At 56.2% G+C, this 17,199-nt stretch carries 18 protein-coding genes; 10 read left to right on the top strand and 8 right to left on the bottom strand.

Features of this window, described 5'->3' with window-relative positions; translation table 11 throughout:
* Position 1 precedes the first annotated feature (1 nt).
* Genes fdxH through fdhE form a run of 3 tightly spaced genes read left to right on the top strand, consistent with a single transcriptional unit; the run spans position 2 to position 2,462 of the window.
* Positions 2–904, top strand: a complete 903-nt coding sequence (gene fdxH / locus APU11_RS12670) for a formate dehydrogenase subunit beta (protein WP_014833793.1) — start codon at positions 2–4, stop codon at positions 902–904.
* On the top strand, positions 901–1,536 hold the full coding sequence (fdoI, locus tag APU11_RS12665; protein WP_023622447.1) for a formate dehydrogenase cytochrome b556 subunit: 636 nt from the start codon (positions 901–903) through the stop codon (positions 1,534–1,536). The genes fdxH and fdoI overlap by 4 nt, the downstream gene beginning before the upstream one ends.
* Positions 1,533–2,462 (top strand): formate dehydrogenase accessory protein FdhE, encoded by a 930-nt coding sequence (gene fdhE / locus APU11_RS12660; protein WP_029882351.1) that lies wholly within the window; start codon positions 1,533–1,535, stop codon positions 2,460–2,462. The genes fdoI and fdhE overlap by 4 nt, the downstream gene beginning before the upstream one ends.
* A gap of 42 nt (positions 2,463–2,504) precedes the next feature.
* Here the strand turns inward: fdhE and APU11_RS12655 are convergent, their stop codons facing one another.
* Both APU11_RS12655 and APU11_RS12650 read right to left on the bottom strand, forming a co-directional pair.
* On the bottom strand, positions 2,505–2,795 hold the full coding sequence (locus APU11_RS12655; protein WP_013099359.1) for a helix-turn-helix domain-containing protein: 291 nt from the start codon (positions 2,793–2,795) through the stop codon (positions 2,505–2,507).
* Positions 2,796–3,107 (bottom strand): hypothetical protein, encoded by a 312-nt coding sequence (locus APU11_RS12650; protein WP_058651837.1) that lies wholly within the window; start codon positions 3,105–3,107, stop codon positions 2,796–2,798.
* A 229-nt stretch (positions 3,108–3,336) separates the two neighbouring features.
* Between APU11_RS12650 and APU11_RS12645 the strand changes: the two genes are divergently transcribed.
* Entirely contained in the window at positions 3,337–4,254 is a 918-nt protein-coding gene (locus APU11_RS12645) for an alpha/beta hydrolase (RefSeq protein ID WP_058651835.1), read from the top strand.
* A 12-nt stretch (positions 4,255–4,266) separates the two neighbouring features.
* Here the strand turns inward: APU11_RS12645 and fabY are convergent, their stop codons facing one another.
* From fabY to APU11_RS12615, 6 genes are all read right to left on the bottom strand, one after another.
* Positions 4,267–5,208: a fatty acid biosynthesis protein FabY gene (fabY, locus tag APU11_RS12640; protein WP_013099362.1), complete on the bottom strand. Its 942-nt coding sequence runs from the start codon at positions 5,206–5,208 to the stop codon at positions 4,267–4,269.
* 44 nt (positions 5,209–5,252) lie between these two features.
* Complete coding sequence (gene dtd / locus APU11_RS12635; protein WP_058651833.1) at positions 5,253–5,690, bottom strand: D-aminoacyl-tRNA deacylase; 438 nt, start codon at positions 5,688–5,690, stop codon at positions 5,253–5,255.
* Positions 5,687–6,568 (bottom strand): virulence factor BrkB family protein, encoded by an 882-nt coding sequence (locus APU11_RS12630; protein ID WP_013099364.1) that lies wholly within the window; start codon positions 6,566–6,568, stop codon positions 5,687–5,689. The genes dtd and APU11_RS12630 overlap by 4 nt, the downstream gene beginning before the upstream one ends.
* A complete protein-coding gene (yihX, locus tag APU11_RS12625; protein ID WP_013099365.1) occupies positions 6,562–7,161 on the bottom strand; it encodes a glucose-1-phosphatase in 600 nt (199 codons plus the stop codon). The genes APU11_RS12630 and yihX overlap by 7 nt, the downstream gene beginning before the upstream one ends.
* Positions 7,162–7,280: 119 nt before the next feature.
* Entirely contained in the window at positions 7,281–8,081 is an 801-nt protein-coding gene (locus APU11_RS12620) for a DeoR/GlpR family DNA-binding transcription regulator (protein WP_020686879.1), read from the bottom strand.
* Positions 8,082–8,115: 34 nt separating this feature from the next.
* Complete coding sequence (locus APU11_RS12615) at positions 8,116–9,012, bottom strand: sugar kinase (RefSeq protein WP_058651831.1); 897 nt, start codon at positions 9,010–9,012, stop codon at positions 8,116–8,118.
* Between the two features lie 155 nt (positions 9,013–9,167).
* Between APU11_RS12615 and yihU the strand changes: the two genes are divergently transcribed.
* The 6 genes from yihU to APU11_RS12585 are packed head-to-tail and all read left to right on the top strand — an operon-like array spanning position 9,168 to position 17,117.
* Entirely contained in the window at positions 9,168–10,058 is an 891-nt protein-coding gene (gene yihU, locus APU11_RS12610) for a sulfolactaldehyde 3-reductase (RefSeq protein ID WP_058651830.1), read from the top strand.
* A 17-nt stretch (positions 10,059–10,075) separates the two neighbouring features.
* Positions 10,076–10,951 carry a sulfofructosephosphate aldolase gene (gene yihT, locus APU11_RS12605; RefSeq protein ID WP_058651828.1) on the top strand — a complete coding sequence of 292 codons (876 nt, stop codon included), beginning with the start codon at positions 10,076–10,078 and terminating at the stop codon, positions 10,949–10,951.
* Between the two features lie 14 nt (positions 10,952–10,965).
* Positions 10,966–12,207 (top strand): sulfoquinovose isomerase, encoded by a 1,242-nt coding sequence (yihS, locus tag APU11_RS12600; RefSeq protein WP_058651826.1) that lies wholly within the window; start codon positions 10,966–10,968, stop codon positions 12,205–12,207.
* 17 nt (positions 12,208–12,224) lie between these two features.
* Positions 12,225–14,249: an alpha-glucosidase gene (locus tag APU11_RS12595; RefSeq protein WP_058651824.1), complete on the top strand. Its 2,025-nt coding sequence runs from the start codon at positions 12,225–12,227 to the stop codon at positions 14,247–14,249.
* A gap of 45 nt (positions 14,250–14,294) precedes the next feature.
* Positions 14,295–15,677, top strand: coding sequence for an MFS transporter (locus tag APU11_RS12590; protein WP_040020357.1), 1,383 nt, complete (start codon positions 14,295–14,297; stop codon positions 15,675–15,677).
* Between the two features lie 42 nt (positions 15,678–15,719).
* Positions 15,720–17,117 carry an MFS transporter gene (locus tag APU11_RS12585; RefSeq protein ID WP_057072643.1) on the top strand — a complete coding sequence of 466 codons (1,398 nt, stop codon included), beginning with the start codon at positions 15,720–15,722 and terminating at the stop codon, positions 17,115–17,117.
* Positions 17,118–17,199 lie beyond the last annotated feature (82 nt).

The following is a 17,199-nucleotide window of genomic DNA, read 5'->3' as shown; positions in this document are numbered from 1 at the left end:
TATGGCTTATCAATCTCAGGACATTATTCGTCGTTCCGCGACTAACGGTTTCACGCCCGCGCCTCAGGCGCGGGACCACCAGCAGGAAGTGGCGAAGCTTATCGACGTTACCACCTGTATCGGCTGTAAAGCCTGTCAGGTGGCCTGTTCAGAGTGGAACGACCTCCGTGACGAAGTGGGTCACAACGTCGGGGTGTACGACAACCCGGCCGACCTGACCGCCAAGTCCTGGACGGTAATGCGTTTCTCTGAAGTGGAGCAGAACGACAAACTGGAATGGCTTATCCGCAAAGATGGCTGTATGCACTGTGCGGATCCGGGCTGCCTGAAGGCGTGTCCGTCAGAAGGGGCTATCATTCAGTATGCCAACGGCATTGTCGACTTCCAGTCCGAGCAGTGCATCGGCTGCGGCTACTGCATCGCGGGCTGCCCGTTTGACGTGCCGCGACTGAACCCGGAAGACAACCGCGTCTACAAATGTACGCTGTGCGTTGACCGCGTGAACGTTGGCCAGGAGCCAGCCTGCGTGAAAACCTGTCCAACCGGCGCCATCCACTTTGGCTCCAAAGAGGATATGAAAACGCTGGCGGCCGAACGCGTGGGTGAACTGAAAACCCGTGGTTACGATAACGCTGGCCTGTACGATCCGGCCGGTGTGGGCGGTACGCACGTCATGTACGTGTTGCACCATGCCGACAAGCCGAATCTGTATCACGGCCTGCCGGAGAACCCGGAAATCAGCGCCACCGTGAAGTTCTGGAAAGGCATCTGGAAACCGCTGGCAGCGGTCGGTTTTGCTGCCACCTTCGCAGCGAGCATCTTCCACTACGTCGGTGTTGGTCCGAACCGCGCGGAAGAGGAAGACGATAACCTGCATGAAGAGAAAGACGAGGTGCGCAAATGAAAAAACGTGACACCATCGTGCGCTACACCGCGCCGGAACGCATCAACCACTGGGTCACCGCCTTCTGCTTCATGCTGGCGGCGATAAGCGGGCTGGGGTTCTTCTTCCCGTCCTTCAACTGGCTGATGCAGATACTGGGTACGCCACAGCTGGCGCGCATCCTTCACCCGTTCGTGGGTGTGGTGATGTTTGCCTCGTTTATCATCATGTTTTTCCGTTACTGGCATCATAACCTAATCAATCGGGATGATATCTTTTGGGCGAAGAATATTCGTAAGATCGTCGTCAACGAGGAAGTGGGTGACACCGGGCGTTATAACTTCGGCCAGAAGTGCGTATTCTGGGCGGCGATTATCTTCCTGGTCCTGTTGCTGGTGAGCGGCGTGATCATCTGGCGTCCGTACTTTGCGCCTGCTTTCTCAATCCCGGTGATCCGATTCGCGCTGATGCTGCATTCATTTGCCGCAGTGGCGTTAATTGTGGTTATCATGGTGCATATTTACGCCGCCCTCTGGGTGAAAGGCACCATTACCGCGATGGTGGAAGGATGGGTAACCAAAACGTGGGCAAAGAAACATCACCCGCGCTGGTACCGTGAAGTCCGAAAGACAACGGAAAAGAAAACTGAATGAGTATTCGCATAATCCCGCAAGATGAGCTGGGGTCGAGCGAGAAACGCACGGCGGAATATATTCCGCCGTTGTTATTCCCCAGACTCAAGAACCTCTACAACCGCCGTGCAGAGCGCCTGCGCGAGCTGGCAGAGAACAACCCGCTGGGCGATTTTCTGCGTTTTGCCGCGCTGGTTGCCCATGCGCAGGAAGTGGTGCTGTACGACCACCCGCTGCAAATGGATCTGACTGCGCGCATCAAAGAAGCCAGTGAGCAGGGCAAGCCGCCGCTGGATATTCACGTCCTGCCGCGTGACAAGCACTGGCATAAGCTGCTGCATTCTCTGATTGCCGAGCTGAAGCCCGAGATGAGCGGCACCGCGCTGGCGGTCATTGAGAACCTGGAAAAAGCCTCCGATCAGGAGCTGGAAGAGATGGCGAGCGCGCTGTTTGCCTCTGACTTCTCGCTGGTCAGCAGCGATAAAGCTCCGTTTATCTGGGCTGCGCTGTCGCTCTACTGGGCCCAAATGGCCAGTCTGATCCCCGGTAAAGCGCGCGCCGAATACGGCGAAGCGCGCCAGTTCTGTCCGGTGTGTGGCTCAATGCCAGTCTCCAGCATGGTACAGATCGGCACCACCCAGGGGCTGCGCTACCTGCATTGCAACCTGTGTGAAACCGAGTGGCATGTGGTGCGCGTGAAGTGCAGCAACTGCGAGCAGACCCGCGATCTGAACTACTGGTCACTGGAAAATGAAGACGCGGCGGTAAAAGCCGAAAGTTGCGGCGATTGCGGAACGTATCTGAAGATTCTGTATCAGGAAAAAGACCCGAAAGTTGAAGCGGTGGCCGACGATCTCGCCTCGCTGATTCTGGACGCCAAAATGGAGCAGGAGGGCTTTGCCCGTAGCTCTATCAACCCGTTCCTGTTCCCGGGTGAAGGGGAGTAATCTCCCTCATTAGCCCGACAAGCTACTTTGCTGTCGGGCTAATTAATCTGATAAAGCCGAAATAACGTGCTGTGGATCATTCGCAATTGCACGCAACAATGCCTTTGCGGGACCGGTAGGCGAACGTCGTCCTTGTTCCCAGTTACGCAACGTATCAACGCTGACTGAGATTAAGTTCGCGAATTTACTTTGGGACAACCCAGACGCCTGACGAATTTCTTTGATTTTCATCGCATCGATTTGAAAGGTGCGCGACGGCTCGCGTTTCCCCCCGACAATGTCATCCATCTGAGCTATGCTTTGTGTTAATCGCTCAAACAGTGCCTTATCCATTTACCACCTCTCAATCATCTTTTTCAGAATGGCTTTTTCTCTCGCGGACAGGTCATCTTTGATCCCTTTGCGATAGATGAGCAGCAATCTGATTTCAAACTCGTGGGTATGATGAAAATAAATAACCCTTACTCCACCGCGCTTTCCCCTGCCTCCTGAAAGCCAACGAATCTTTCGCAGCCCCCCGGTATTCTGGATCAGATCGCCATAATCAGGTTGTGTTGCCAGGAACACCTGAAGCTTATGGTATTCGTCGTCATCCAGTAACGTTTTGACATCTTCTGTGAAGATATCCGTTTCAATGAATAGCATAAATTATACGCCATTGGCTTAGAGTAACACATCTCCAATGTACGTCAATGACGTACCCCTATGTGAGGTACGTTATTGAGTTTTCAGTAACATATCCATTTATTTCATTGAGTGAAGTTGGTTTCTGCGAGCCTTTTTCCAAATCTCTGGTTCTACTTAATTTGATTGTTTTCATCTGCCTTCATACAGGTTATAAGACTGTGCATACATACAGCAAAAGGACATCACCATGGCACTGGAAAAGGGTATTGATAGGCTTGTGCAGGATTTTATCGCTGCAGGCCGACCTGGCGCGCGTAAGCAGAGTATTGATGACCGGAGAGCCGGATATGTAGCCAGCACTGTACTTGCCGGCGAAACCGAAACCCGCGTGCAGGTTGAAACGCTTGTCATTGATGGCCTTACCTTTCGGGTATTTTCACCTCTCAATGTCTCTGAAACGTTACCTTGTGCCCTCTACTACCATGGCGGTTGTTTTGTCAGCGGTGGGTTTGCAACCCATGACAATCAGCTCCGCCAGCTGGCGTATTACGGTCAGTGTCGGGTGGTTGCGGTTCAGTACAGGCTGGCACCGGAGCATACCTTCCCCGCTGCGCATGATGATGCAGAGAGAGCGGCGGAGCTTGTCTGGCAACATGCAGAAAAAGTCGGTGTGGATAAAAACCGGATTACGCTTTGTGGTGACAGTGCAGGCGGCCATCTGGCGCTGGTCACCGCGCTGCGGCTCAAGGCTAAAACACAGTGGAATCCGGCCCAGCTTATCCTTATCTACCCTATGCTCGACGCCACAGCCAGCTTTGCAAGCTACACCCATAATGGGCAGGACTACGTTATCACGCGCGATACGCTGCTGAGTGGTTATGACATGTACCTGGCAGAGACAGACCGCCGGGACCCTGAAGCCAGCCCACTCTGGCGGGATGATTTCAACGGCCTGCCGCCGGTACACATTATTACCGCCGAGTACGATCCGCTATGCGACGAGGGTCAGGCACTTTATCAACATATGACAGAACAAGGGGTTATTTGCACAGCGCAGCATTGGCTGGGTGTCATCCACGGCTTCTTCCAGCTTGCCGGCGTCAGTCCATCAGCGCGAGATGTTCTTCGGGACATCGCCTGGCGGATCAACTCCGCCCGGCGATAACAACGGGGAACCTTACTCCTCCTCGTTCCCGCCCTCTTCATACGCGCCAAACGGCTTCGCAGGCAGAACGATATAGGTACCTTCAAACACCGCGCCTGGGGTTTCATCGCCAAAGAGTTCAACCTGCATCTGAACACGGGCTTTGCGGCCGCGCGCCAGGCGGTCGAGATCCCCCCCCAAAGAGCCGAGATCGGCCACGGCGCTCGGTTTGCCGCTTATGGGGGCGCTGTAGCGAATATGGGCATCAGCCAGAATGATCGTGCCGCCAAGGTGGCGTTCACGCAGCATCAGCCAGATAAGCCCCCAGCCGGTGAGCGTGGCGAGCGAAAACAGGCTGCCGGCAAATAGCGTGTGGTGTGGGTTCTGATTGCCGGTTTCCGGCATGGTGGTAATGAATTTTTGCCCGGTGTACTGCTGAATACGCACCCCCATCTTTTCACTCAGAGGGATGTGCTGATACCAGGCCTGCTGAAGCTGTCCGCACCAGTCCGCGCGGTGGAGAATATCATCCAGCGTGGCGATGGGTTTAATCATCAAAAAGTGGCGAATCGGCGTGGTTTGCGGGGTCGTAATTTCCCCCTGATTAACAAAACCGAGTTTGGCGAAGAACTCAACGGCATCTTCGCGGGCGCTACAGGTCACGCGTTTAACGCCTTCCTGACGGGCCACTGACTCCAGGGTCATGGCCATCAGCGTACCTAACCCTTTGTCCTGCACGGAGGGATGAACCGCCATAAAACGAATAGAGGCTTCGTTATCGGCATTAATATACAGACGCCCGACGGCAACGAGGTTACCCTCTTCGTCCATCACCATCTGATGATGTGCCATGGCGTCCCAGGCGTCGCGTTCAGACCCTTTAGGCTGATGTAATGGCTTGCGCAGCATTTCCCAGCGGAACTGGTAATAGGCTTCTAACTCTTCTTCCGTTTGCGGTACTCGAAGGTGATACATAGCTGTACTCTCTCTTGTTACCCGCGGCCACGCCGCCAGTTGGCTCATACCTGGAGCCAGAATGTGACGGGGCCATCGTTCACCAGCGATACCTGCATATCTGCAGCAAATCGTCCGGTTTGCGTATTCATTTCCTGTTGGCGACAACGCTCAACAAAGTACTCGTAAAGCGCTTCTGCACGATCCGGGGCCGCACCTTTTGAGAAACTCGGGCGCATGCCGCGTTCGGTATCGGCGACCAGCGTAAACTGGGAAACCACCAGCACGCTTCCGCCCGATTGCTGGACGTTAAGGTTCATCTTGCCTTCCGCATCACTGAAGATACGGTAGCCCAGCACGCGTTCACATAAGCGGTTGGCTTTTTGTTCGTCGTCATCCTTTTCGACACCTAACAACACTAAAAGTCCTGGGCCAATTTCACCCGTCACCTCTCCCTCCACGGTGACGCTGGCACGGGTTACGCGCTGTATCAATGCAATCATGGTTGGTCTGCTTCTTGTTGTTTTTCAGCTTCTGCTGCTTTTTTAAGTTCGCGGTATACGCCGAGAGTGACAGTTATTTCCGCACCAAGCAAGACGATACACCAGGTCCAGTAAACCCAGACAAACAAAATGGGGATCACCGCCAGTACGCCGTAAATGAGCTGATAGGAGGGGAACATGGTGATGTAAAGGGCAAACCCCTTTTTGCCCAGTTCGAAGAGTACCGCTGCCACCAGTGCGCCAACAACCGCATCACGGTTCGGCACGCGCGTGGTCGGCACCACACTGTAGAGCAGCCAGAAAGAGAGCCACGATAAAATCAGCGGGAAGATACGCAACACGTTATCAATGGCACCGTTGAGATCGCTGGCCCAGCGCAGGGAGAGCAGATAGGAGCTAATCGCCAGGCTCGCCCCCGCCAGCAGCGGGCCGAGAGTTAAAATCATCCAGTAAACAGCAAAGGAATAGACCTTCGGGCGGACTTTTTTACTCCGCCAGATCGTATTAAGCGCACTGTCGATGGAGTACATCAGCAGCAGCGCGGTGACGATAAGCCCGCACGCCCCCACTGCCGTCATCTTGCTGGAGTTTGCGACAAACTGTTCAATGTAGTTCTGGATCACATCACCAGTGGCAGGAATAAAATTCGCAAAGACGAAGTGGCGCAGCTGCAGGCTGACCTCTGCAAACATGGGAAAAGCGGAAAAAAGGGCAAAAATAACCGCCACCAGCGGTACCAGGGAGAGCAACGACACGTAGGCGAGGTTACCCGCCAGCGTGGTCATGTTGTCCTCATCAATACGGTGCCAGAGGAGTTTTAGCCAGGCCCTGAGCGGGCGAGTATGGTGCGTGGCTTTTTGATGAACGGTTTTTAGCATAACTGCTTCGCAAAGTAGTTCGGTATCGTCTCTTTTCCGGTCACCAGAATTGACGTAATACCCAACTGGTTAGCTCCCTCTATATTATCGGCATTGTCATCGAAAAAGACCGCATCGGACGCGGAGAATCCTTCCGCTTGCAGTACCGCCTGATAAATCCGCGCTTCGGGTTTACGCATCCCCATCTCCTGCGAGAGGTAGATTTTATCTGCTGCAGCCTTAACTTCTGGGTATTCCTCTGGCCAGAACGTGGTGTGCAGGCGGTTGGTGTTCGACAGCACGACGACCCGGTGACCCTGCTCGCGAAGTTTATGCATGATGTCGATAACCTCAGGGCGGATAGCGACAAATACAGCCTGCCAGCCGTGGGAGAACTGTTCGTAGCTTAACGGCAGATCCATTTCATGGCACAGACGTTCAGCAAACACTTCGTCGCTGATCTCACCCCGTTCATGCTGATGGAATGTCTCGCCCATGGCGAAACTCTGTTTTAACGTCGCCAGCGGGACACGGCTAAAATCGCTCCATGCGCCCAGCACCCGATTGAAATCGATATCGACGATTACATTTCCTAAGTCAAAGATATAAAGCATGTTTATCTCCTGCTCGCCGTGGAAAAGTAACTGTAGCGGGAAAGATAAGGTTTGGCTATGCGCCAGATTCAGCTTAAAGAAAGGAACGGCCCGAAGGGATTTTCGGGCCGTCAGAGAGGTTATCCAGCCTGCTGCTCGTCGCCTGTGCTGACTTCGACAACTTCTACCTTGCTGAATTTGAGATGATTATGTAGCGCTGAGCCGGGCAGTTCATCGGTAAAGAGCGCCGTTGCCTGCGCCACGTTGCCAATTTCCACGGCGGCAGAGGCGGTGTATTTCGTATGATCGGCCGCCAGTAAAATATGTCTGGCATGAGCCATCATCGTTTTCACCACGCTGGCTTCATTAACGTCAAACTCCATCATCGCGCCGTCGTGTTCAATCGCCCCCACGCTGGTCACCAGATAATCCGCCCGAAAGCCAGACACGAACGCCGTCGCCGCCGGACCGATAATGCCGCCGTTATGTGGACGCAGCGTACCGCCGGGCACCATCACCTCAAAACGCGGATTTTTATAGAGGATGTGTGCCACCCGCAGACTGTTAGTAATGATACGCAGATGGTTATGGTTGAGCAGCGCACGGGCCACGTGCTCCACGGTCGTGCCAATGGTGATGAAAATAGTCGAACCATCAGGAATATAGTCGGCAATTGCTTCGGCAATTGCCCGCTTCTCTTCAGTCAGCGACACTTCGCGCTGCTCAAAGGCCGTGTTCACCACGCTGGATGCCCTGCCCGCACCGCCATGATGTCGCGTAATCAGTCCCTGTTCGCTCAGCTTGCGGATATCCCGGCGCACGGTTTGCGTCGAGACGTCCAGCAACTGCGCCAGTTCATCAATGTTCATATATCCGCGATCGGCTATCAGCGTCAGCAGCTGATCGTGACGCGGGTTGCCGGTCAGTTCGGTAAGGCTCATGGGCTGTCCTCTGAAAACCATCACGCCCCGCATTTTATACAAAAAGTGACAAAAAAGAGCGGGTTTGATCACAGTCGGGTATACCTGCGCGACCGCCGGGCTGAGTACATTTCAGCGCGGCGACGGCGCTGGCGAAACGCACGGCTTGCGCTGGAGATAACCGTTGCGCCAGGCTGACCGCCAGGGCACCGTGGAAAACATCCCCCGCCCCGGTGGTATCAACCACCTCGACCTCAAAACCCGGCTGATGGCACAGGGCATCGTTCTCCAGCCAAAAGCAGCCGTCCCGGCCCTGCGTGACATAGACATGTCCATTTGTGAGCGTTTGTGCTTTTTTAAGCGCACCTTCCGTTTCCTCAAGATGGCTTACCCGACGCAGCCCCGGCGCGGAAAAGGCAGCATGATCGCTGAGGGCGATAAGTTCCGCGATGTCCTGAGGGGTTGTGTCCGCATCGAGCAACGTGGGGACGCCTTGCTGGCGGGCAAGGGTAAACGCCTGCTTCGCCCCTTCATGCCAGCGCACATCGGCTAAAACAATGTCCCATTGCGAGAAGTCGATGCCCTGCAGCCAGTCTGCCGCAGCGGGAAGATCGGGGCTGGGATAGTTCGCGATAATGCGTTCCCCGCTGCCGTCCACCAGCACTGCCGATTGTGACGAGCGGGCATCTTTCACTATACGCGTGTAGCGGGTGTTCACCCCCAGGGATTCCAGCTCCGCAAGCAGCCTTCTGCCGGTATCGTCGTCACCCACCCGGCCAATAAAATCCACGGATGCCCCCAGTTTTGCCGCCGCCACCGCCGCAGTTGCCGCCGGGCCGCCGCCCACTTCCGTATAGTCTTTTGCGACATATTTCCCACCTTCTTTTGGTAAATCATCGAGATACCAGATGCGATCCAGCACGGTTATGCCGACACAAACGATGCGAGTCATGGTGCTTCCTTCTGCAATTTCTGATGCCTTCATTTTAATTTCATCAAATGTTTAAAAAGTGACCCCTGTCAATTTTTTGACTATAAATTACAAATACGATCAAAAACAGACAACATAAACGCGCAAAAATTGACACGATATGACAGGAGAGAGGCATGTCAGCAATCGCATTTATCGGTTTAGGGCAGATGGGCGCGCCAATGGCGAAGAATCTGTTGAAGCAAGGTCACCAGCTTCAGGTCTTTGATGTGAACCCGCAGGCGGTTCAGATCCTGGTGGAGAGCGGCGCGAAGGCGGCGGCAACGCCCGCGCAGGCCGCAACGGATGCCGAGTTCGTCATTACCATGCTGCCCAACGGCGACCTGGTGCGCAGCGTGTTGTTTGGCGAACACGGCGTTTGCGAAGGCTTATCTCGCAACGCGCTGGTGATCGATATGTCGACCATTCATCCCCTGCAAACCGACGCGTTGATCCACGACATGGCCGGGCGTGGCTTCAGCCTGATGGACGTACCTGTCGGGCGCACCTCAGACCATGCCATCGCCGGCACGCTGCTCCTGCTGGCAGGCGGCACGGCGGAGCAGGTTGAGCGCGCCACCCCCGTTTTAATGGCGATGGGCAATGAGCTGATTAACGCCGGCGGGCCGGGCATGGGCATCCGCGTGAAGCTTATCAATAACTACATGAGCATTGCGCTAAACGCCCTGTCCGCCGAGGCGGCCGTGCTGTGTGAAGCGCTCGGTCTCTCCTTTGAGGTGGCGCTCAAGGTCATGAGCGGCACGCCTGCAGGTAAAGGCCATTTCACCACCTCCTGGCCGAACAAGGTGCTGAAAGGGGATCTTTCACCCGCCTTCATGATCGACCTTGCACATAAAGATCTGGGGATCGCCCTGGACGTGGCCAACCAGCTCCACGTTCCGATGCCGCTGGGCGCGGCTTCCCGCGAAGTTTACAACCAGGCACGCGCCGCCGGGCGCGGGCGCGAAGACTGGACAGCCATTCTTGAACAGGTTCGCGCATCTGCCGGGCTGAAAAAATCACACTGATACGAAAGGACTGAGGAATGACGATGTACACCCTGAAAGATATCACCCGACCTTCCGGCGGTTTTGCGATGCTGGCCGTCGATCAGCGCGAAGCGATGCGCCTGATGTTTGCCGCAGCAGGTGCGCCGGTGCCGGTCACGGACCAGCATCTGACGGATTTTAAGGTCAACGCAGCGAAAATTCTGTCGCCGTACGCCTCTGCCATTCTCGTCGACCAGCAGTTCTGTTATCGCCAGATTGTGGAGCAGCAGGCCGTAGCTAAAAGCTGCGCGCTGATTGTGGCGGCCGACGAGTTTATTCCAGGGAACGGTATTCCCGTCGACAGCGTGACGATCGACAAGAACGTCGATGCGCAGGCGGTCAAACGCGATGGCGGCAAGGCGCTGAAATTACTGGTGCTATGGCGTAGCGATGAAGACGCGCAGCAGCGTCTTGAGATGGTGAAGGCATTTAACTCCCTGTGCCACGACAACGGCCTGCTGAGCATTATCGAGCCGGTGGTGCGTCCACCGCGTCGCGGCGCCGGGTTTAACCGCGAACAGGCGATTATCGATGCGGCCAAAGAGCTGGGTGACAGCGGTGCGGACCTCTACAAAGTGGAGATGCCGCTGTTGGGTAAAGGCACGCAGCAGGAACTGCTGGCGGCCTCGCAGAAGCTGAACGAGCACATCGCCATGCCGTGGGTGATCCTCTCCTCCGGCGTGGACGAAAAATTATTCCCGCGCGCCGTGAGCGTTGCCATGCAGGCGGGGGCATCAGGCTTTTTAGCCGGTCGCGCCGTCTGGTCATCGGTGATTGGCCTGCCGGACACCGGGCTGATGCTTCGCGATATTTCCGTACCTAAACTGCAGCGTCTGGGTGAGATCGTCGACGAAATGATGGCTCGCCGTTGAGAAAGGACCCGAACATGAAATGGTTTAACACCCTGAGCCATAACCGCTGGCTCGAACAAGAGACCGACCGCATTCTTGATTTCGGTAAAAACGCAGCCGTACCGACCGGCTTCGGCTGGCTGGGCAATAACGGGCAGGTTCGCAGCGATATGGGCACGCATCTGTGGATCACCGCCCGTATGCTGCACGTTTACGCGGTGGCGGCGAACATGGGTCGTCCCGGTGCGTATGCCCTGGTTGAGCACGGCATCAATGCCCTGAACGGCCCGCTGCGCGACAAACAGTACGGCGGCTGGTACGCCTGTGTTAACGATGAAGGCGTGGTGGATACCTCCAAGCAGGGCTATCAGCACTTCTTCGTGCTGCTGGGTGCGGCGAGCGCCGTCACCACCGGACATCCTCAGGCGCGCAGGCTGCTGGACGACGCCATTGAGGTGATTGAGCGCTACTTCTGGAGCGAACAGGAGCAGATGTGCCTGGAGTCCTGGGATGAAGCGTTCAGCAAAACGGAAGATTACCGCGGCGGTAACGCCAACATGCACGCCGTGGAAGCCTTCCTCATCGTGTATGACGTAACCCACGATCGTAAATGGCTCGACCGCGCCCTGCGCATCGCCTCGGTGATTATTCACGACGTGGCGCGCAAAGGTGAGTATCGCGTTAACGAGCATTTCGATACCAACTGGAACCCGATCCGCGACTACAACATCGATAATCCCGCCCACCGTTTTCGCGCCTACGGCGGCACACCAGGGCACTGGATTGAGTGGGGCCGCCTGATGCTGCACCTGCGTGCCGCGCTGGAAGCCCGCTTCGAAACCCCACCGGCGTGGCTGCTGGAAGACGCAAAAGGACTGTTCCACGCCACCATCCGCGATGCCTGGGCGCCAGACGGAGCCGATGGGTTCGTCTACTCCGTTGGCTGGGACGGCAAGCCTATCGTGCGCGAACGCGTGCGCTGGCCGATCGTCGAGGCGATGGGCACAGCGTATGCGCTCTACACCGTAACCGGCGAGGCGCAGTACGAAGCCTGGTATCAGAAATGGTGGGATTACTGCATCAAATACCTGATGGATTACGAGAACGGATCCTGGTGGCAGGAGCTGGACACCAACAACGAAGTGACCACCAAAGTCTGGGACGGCAAGCAGGATATTTACCACCTGCTGCACTGCCTGGTGATCCCCCGCCTGCCGCTGGCTCCGGGCTTAGCCCCTGCCGTAGCCGCCGGATTACTGGATTGCCAGGCCAAATAATAAAGACGGAGTTTTCTATGCGTACCCTACACAATATTGATCTGAAAAATAACGAACATGGCTTCACCCTGCGCTGGCAGGACCGTCTGATTTTATCCCACTCCACCGATGAACCTTGCCTGTGGATCGGCGCGGGCGTTGCTGATATCGAAATGTTTCGCGGCAACTTCAGCATCAAAGACAAGCTCAACGAAAAAATCGCCCTGACGGACGCGACCGTTACACAGCAAAGCGCAGGCTGGGCGATCCGCTTTACCCGTGGCGATGCGGTGAGCGCGACGCTGCTGGTGGGTGTGGATGCGGAAGGCCGTCTGGAACTGAAGCTTAAAAATGATGCCACCTGTCACAACCGCATCTGGCTGCGGCTGGCGGCCCAGCCTGAAGATCATATCTACGGCTGCGGCGAACAGTTCTCGTACTTTGATCTGCGCGGAAAGCCGTTCCCGCTGTGGACCAGCGAACAGGGGGTGGGCCGCAATAAGCAGACCTACGTGACCTGGCAGGCCGACTGCAAAGAGAACGCGGGCGGCGATTATTACTGGACCTTCTTCCCCCAGCCTACCTTCGTGAGCACCCAGAAGTACTACTGTCACGTGGATAACAGCTGCTACATGAACTTCGACTTCAGCGCGCCGGATTTCCACGAACTGGCGTTCTGGGAAGATAACGCCACGCTGCGCTTCGAATGTGCAGAAACCTACGTCGATCTGCTGGAAAAACTCACCGGCCTGCTGGGGCGTCAGCCGGAGCTGCCGGACTGGGTTTACGACGGCGTGACGCTGGGCATTCAGGGCGGCACCGGGGTGTGTCAGCACAAGCTCGACGTCATGCGTCAGGGCGGGGTGAAGGTGAACGGCATCTGGGCGCAGGACTGGTCCGGCATCCGCATGACCTCCTTTGGCAAACGCGTGATGTGGAACTGGAAGTGGAACAGCGAGCTGTATCCGCAGCTTAATGAGCATATTGCACAGTGGAAACAGGAAGGCGTGCAGTTCCTCTCCTATATCAACCCGTACGTCGCCAGCGACAAAGATCTCTGTGAAGAGGCGGCAAAACGCGGCTATCTGACCAAAAATGCCGATGGCAAGGACTACCACGTCGAGTTTGGCGAGTTCTACGCGGGCGTTATCGACCTGACCAACCCGGAAGCCTACGGCTGGTACAAAGAGGTGATCAAAAAGAACCTGATCGAACTGGGTTGCGGCGGCTGGATGGCCGATTTTGGCGAATATCTGCCAACCGATACCTTCCTGCACAACGGCGTCAGCGCGGAGATCATGCATAACGCCTGGCCTGCCCTGTGGGCCAAATGTAACTACGAGGCGCTGGAAGAGACCGGCAAGCTCGGCGAGATCCTGTTCTTCATGCGCGCAGGTTATACCGGCAGCCAGAAGCACTCGGTGATGATGTGGGCGGGAGATCAGAACGTCGACTGGAGCCTGGACGACGGTCTGGCGTCCGTCGTACCTGCTGCGCTGTCTCTGGCGATGACCGGTCACGGGCTGCACCACAGCGACATCGGCGGCTATACCACCCTGTTCGAGATGAAACGCACCAAAGAGCTGTTGCTGCGCTGGTGCGACTTCAGCGCCTTTACGCCGATGATGCGTACCCACGAAGGTAACCGCCCGGGTGACAACTGGCAGTTCGACGGCGACGTCGAAACCATCGCGCACTTTGCACGTATGACCACCGTGTTCACCACCCTGAAGCCGTACATCAAAGCTGCGGTTGCGCAGAACGCGAAAAGTGGCCTGCCGGTGATGCGCCCGTTGTTCCTGCATTATGAAGACGACGCGCGCGCCTACACGCTGAAATACCAGTACCTGTTTGGCCGCGATCTGCTGGTGGCACCGGTTCATGAAGAGGGCCGCCACGACTGGACGCTCTATCTGCCGCAGGACAACTGGGTGAATGTGTGGACGGGTGAAACCTGCCAGGGCGGTGAGGTGACCGTTGCTGCCCCGCTCGGCAAACCGCCGGTTTTCTATCGCCAGCAAAGCGAATGGGCAGATCTGTTTAATACCTTACGTCATATCTGATAAGGCTCGCCCGCGGGGAAACCTGCGGGCAGACGGAGAACAATAATGAGTCAACATACTTCTGATCCGGCAACCCTACGCCTGCCGTTTAAAGAAAAACTCGCCTACGGGATGGGCGATCTCGGCTCTAACATCCTGCTGGATATCGGCACGCTGTATCTGCTGAAGTTTTATACCGACGTGCTGGGCCTGCCGGGTACCTACGGCGGGATTATCTTCCTGATTGCCAAATTCTTTACCGCTTTCACCGATATGGGCACCGGGATCATGCTCGACTCCCGGCGCAACATCGGCCCGAAAGGGAAATTCCGCCCGTTCGTGCTGTATGCCGCCTTCCCGGTGACCTTGCTGGCGATTGCCAACTTCGTCGGTACGCCGTTTGAAATCACCGGTAAAACGGTGATGGCAACGGTGCTGTTCATGCTGTACGGCCTGTTCTTCAGCATGATGAACTGCTCTTACGGCGCGATGGTGCCCGCCATCACCAAAAACCCGGACGAGCGCGCCTCGCTGGCCGCCTGGCGTCAGGGCGGCGCCACGCTTGGCCTGCTGCTCTGTACCGTCGGTTTTGTCCCGGTAATGAACCTGATTGAGGGCAACGATCAGCTTGGCTATATCTTTGCCGCCACGCTTTTCTCGCTGTTCGGGCTGTTCTTTATGTGGTGGTGCTACAAGGGCGTGACCGAGCGTTACGTCGAGACGCAGCCTGCTCATCCGGCGCAAAAACCGGGGCTGTTGCAGTCGTTTCGCGCCATTGCCGGAAACCGTCCGCTGTTTATCCTGTGCATCGCCAACCTCTGCACGCTGGGTGCCTTTAACGTCAAACTCGCCATCCAGGTTTACTACACGCAGTACGTGCTGAACGACCCGATCCTGCTGTCTTACATGGGTTTCTTCAGCATGGGCTGTATTTTTATCGGCGTCTTTATGATGCCCGGCGCGGTGCGGCGCTTCGGCAAGAAAAAAGTCTATATCGGCGGGCTGATGGTTTGGGTGGCGGGCGATCTGCTCAACTACTTCTTAGGCGGCGGCTCGGTGAGCTTTGTGGCGTTCTCCTGCCTGGCCTTCTTCGGCTCCGCGTTCGTGAACAGCCTGAACTGGGCGCTGGTATCCGATACCGTGGAATACGGCGAGTGGCGCACCGGCGTGCGATCTGAAGGAACGGTTTACACCGGCTTTACCTTCTTCAGGAAGGTATCCCAGGCACTGGCGGGTTTCTTCCCGGGGATCATGCTCACGCAAATTGGCTATGTGCCCAACGTGGTGCAATCCGCCGGAACGGTTGAAGGACTGCGGCAGCTGATTTTTATCTATCCGAGCCTGCTGGCGGTCATCACCATTGTGGCGATGGGCTGTTTCTACAATCTCAACGAGAAGATGTATGTGCGCATCGTGGAAGAGATCGAACTGCGTAAACGTACGGCATAAATGACGAGATAGAGCGCCCTGCGGGCGCTCTGAGGATCGACCATGACACATAACACTGATCCGTTAACCCTGAAATTGAGCCTGCGAGAGAAGTGCGCCTACGGGATGGGCGATTTTGGCTCGAATCTGATGCTGTGTATTGGCACGCTGTATCTGCTGAAGTTTTACACCGACGAACTGGGCATGCCCGCCTTCTATGGCGGCATTATTTTCCTGGTAGCGAAGTTTTTTACCGCGTTCACCGACATGCTGACCGGCGTGCTGCTGGACTCCCGGCGTAACATCGGCGCGAAGGGAAAATTCCGGCCATTCATTCTTTATGCCTCCGTCCCGGTGGCGCTGGTCGCGACGGCGCAGTTTATGGCCAACGACTTTAGCCTGACGGTGAAAACGGCGCTCGCCACCGTGCTCTTCATGATGTTTGGCCTCTGCTATAGCCTGATGAACTGCGCCTACGGTGCGATGGTACCGGCCATTACCAAAAACCCGAACGAGCGCGCGCAGCTTGCGGCGTGGCGTCAGGGCGGCGCAACCGTGGGGCTGTTGCTCTGCACCGTCGGCTTTATGCCCATTCAGGCGCTGTTCGTCAGCCAGCCCTCCCTCGGCTATCTGGTGGCGGCGCTGGTGTTCGTCACCGGTGGCCTGTTCTGCATGTGGTGGTGCTACAGCGGCGTGAAAGAGCGCTACGTGGAGCTTACGCCCGATCACCATAAGCCCGGCATTCTGAAATCATTCTGCGCGATTTTCCGCAATCCGCCGCTGCTGGTGTTGTGTATCGCCAACCTGTGTACCCTTGCCGCGTTTAACATCAAGCTGGCGATTCAGGTCTATTACACCCAGTACGTGCTAAACGATCTGCATTTGCTGTCGTGGATGGGCTTTTTCAGCATGGGCTGCATTCTGATTGGCGTGTTTCTGGTGCCCGGCGCGGTGAAGCGCTTTGGCAAAAAACCGGTCTATCTGGGTGGGCTGGCGCTATGGGCGGTGGGCGACGTGCTGAACTTCTTCTGGGGGACCAGTTCCCTGCTGTTCGTGCTGTTTTCCTGCATGGCGTTTTTCGGCACGGCGTTTGTGAACAGCCTGAACTGGGCGCTGGTACCGGATACCGTTGATTACGGCGAGTGGAAAACGGGCATTCGTGCTGAAGGGTCGGTTTATACCGGCTATACCTTCTCACGCAAAATCTCTGCCGCCCTCGCCGGTTTTCTGCCTGGCATCATGCTGACCCAGATTGGCTACGTTCCCCATGCGGTGCAGAGCGCAGGCACACTACTTGGTCTGCGTCAGCTTATTTTCCTCTGGCCGTGCGGCCTGGCCGTCGTTGCCGCCGTGACCATGGGGCTGTTTTATAAACTCAACGAAGCGCGCTTCGCCTTTATTATCGAGGAGATTGGAAAACGGAATCTATGGTCACTCCCGTTTTTGCAACACCGATTTTGACGACAAGTTGGCTTGCTTGAATCTATCCGGCGTCTGAATGGGATTTTATTCCCGCGCCTTGATGAGTTCCGCGCCTGATGAA

Origin of the sequence: Enterobacter sp. 50793107, from assembly GCF_001463365.1 — a bacterium.
Taxonomy (GTDB): Bacteria; Pseudomonadota; Gammaproteobacteria; order Enterobacterales; family Enterobacteriaceae; genus Enterobacter; species Enterobacter cloacae.
Note: the sequence above shows the minus strand (reverse complement) of the source record. Positions and strands in the feature narration are given on the sequence as shown.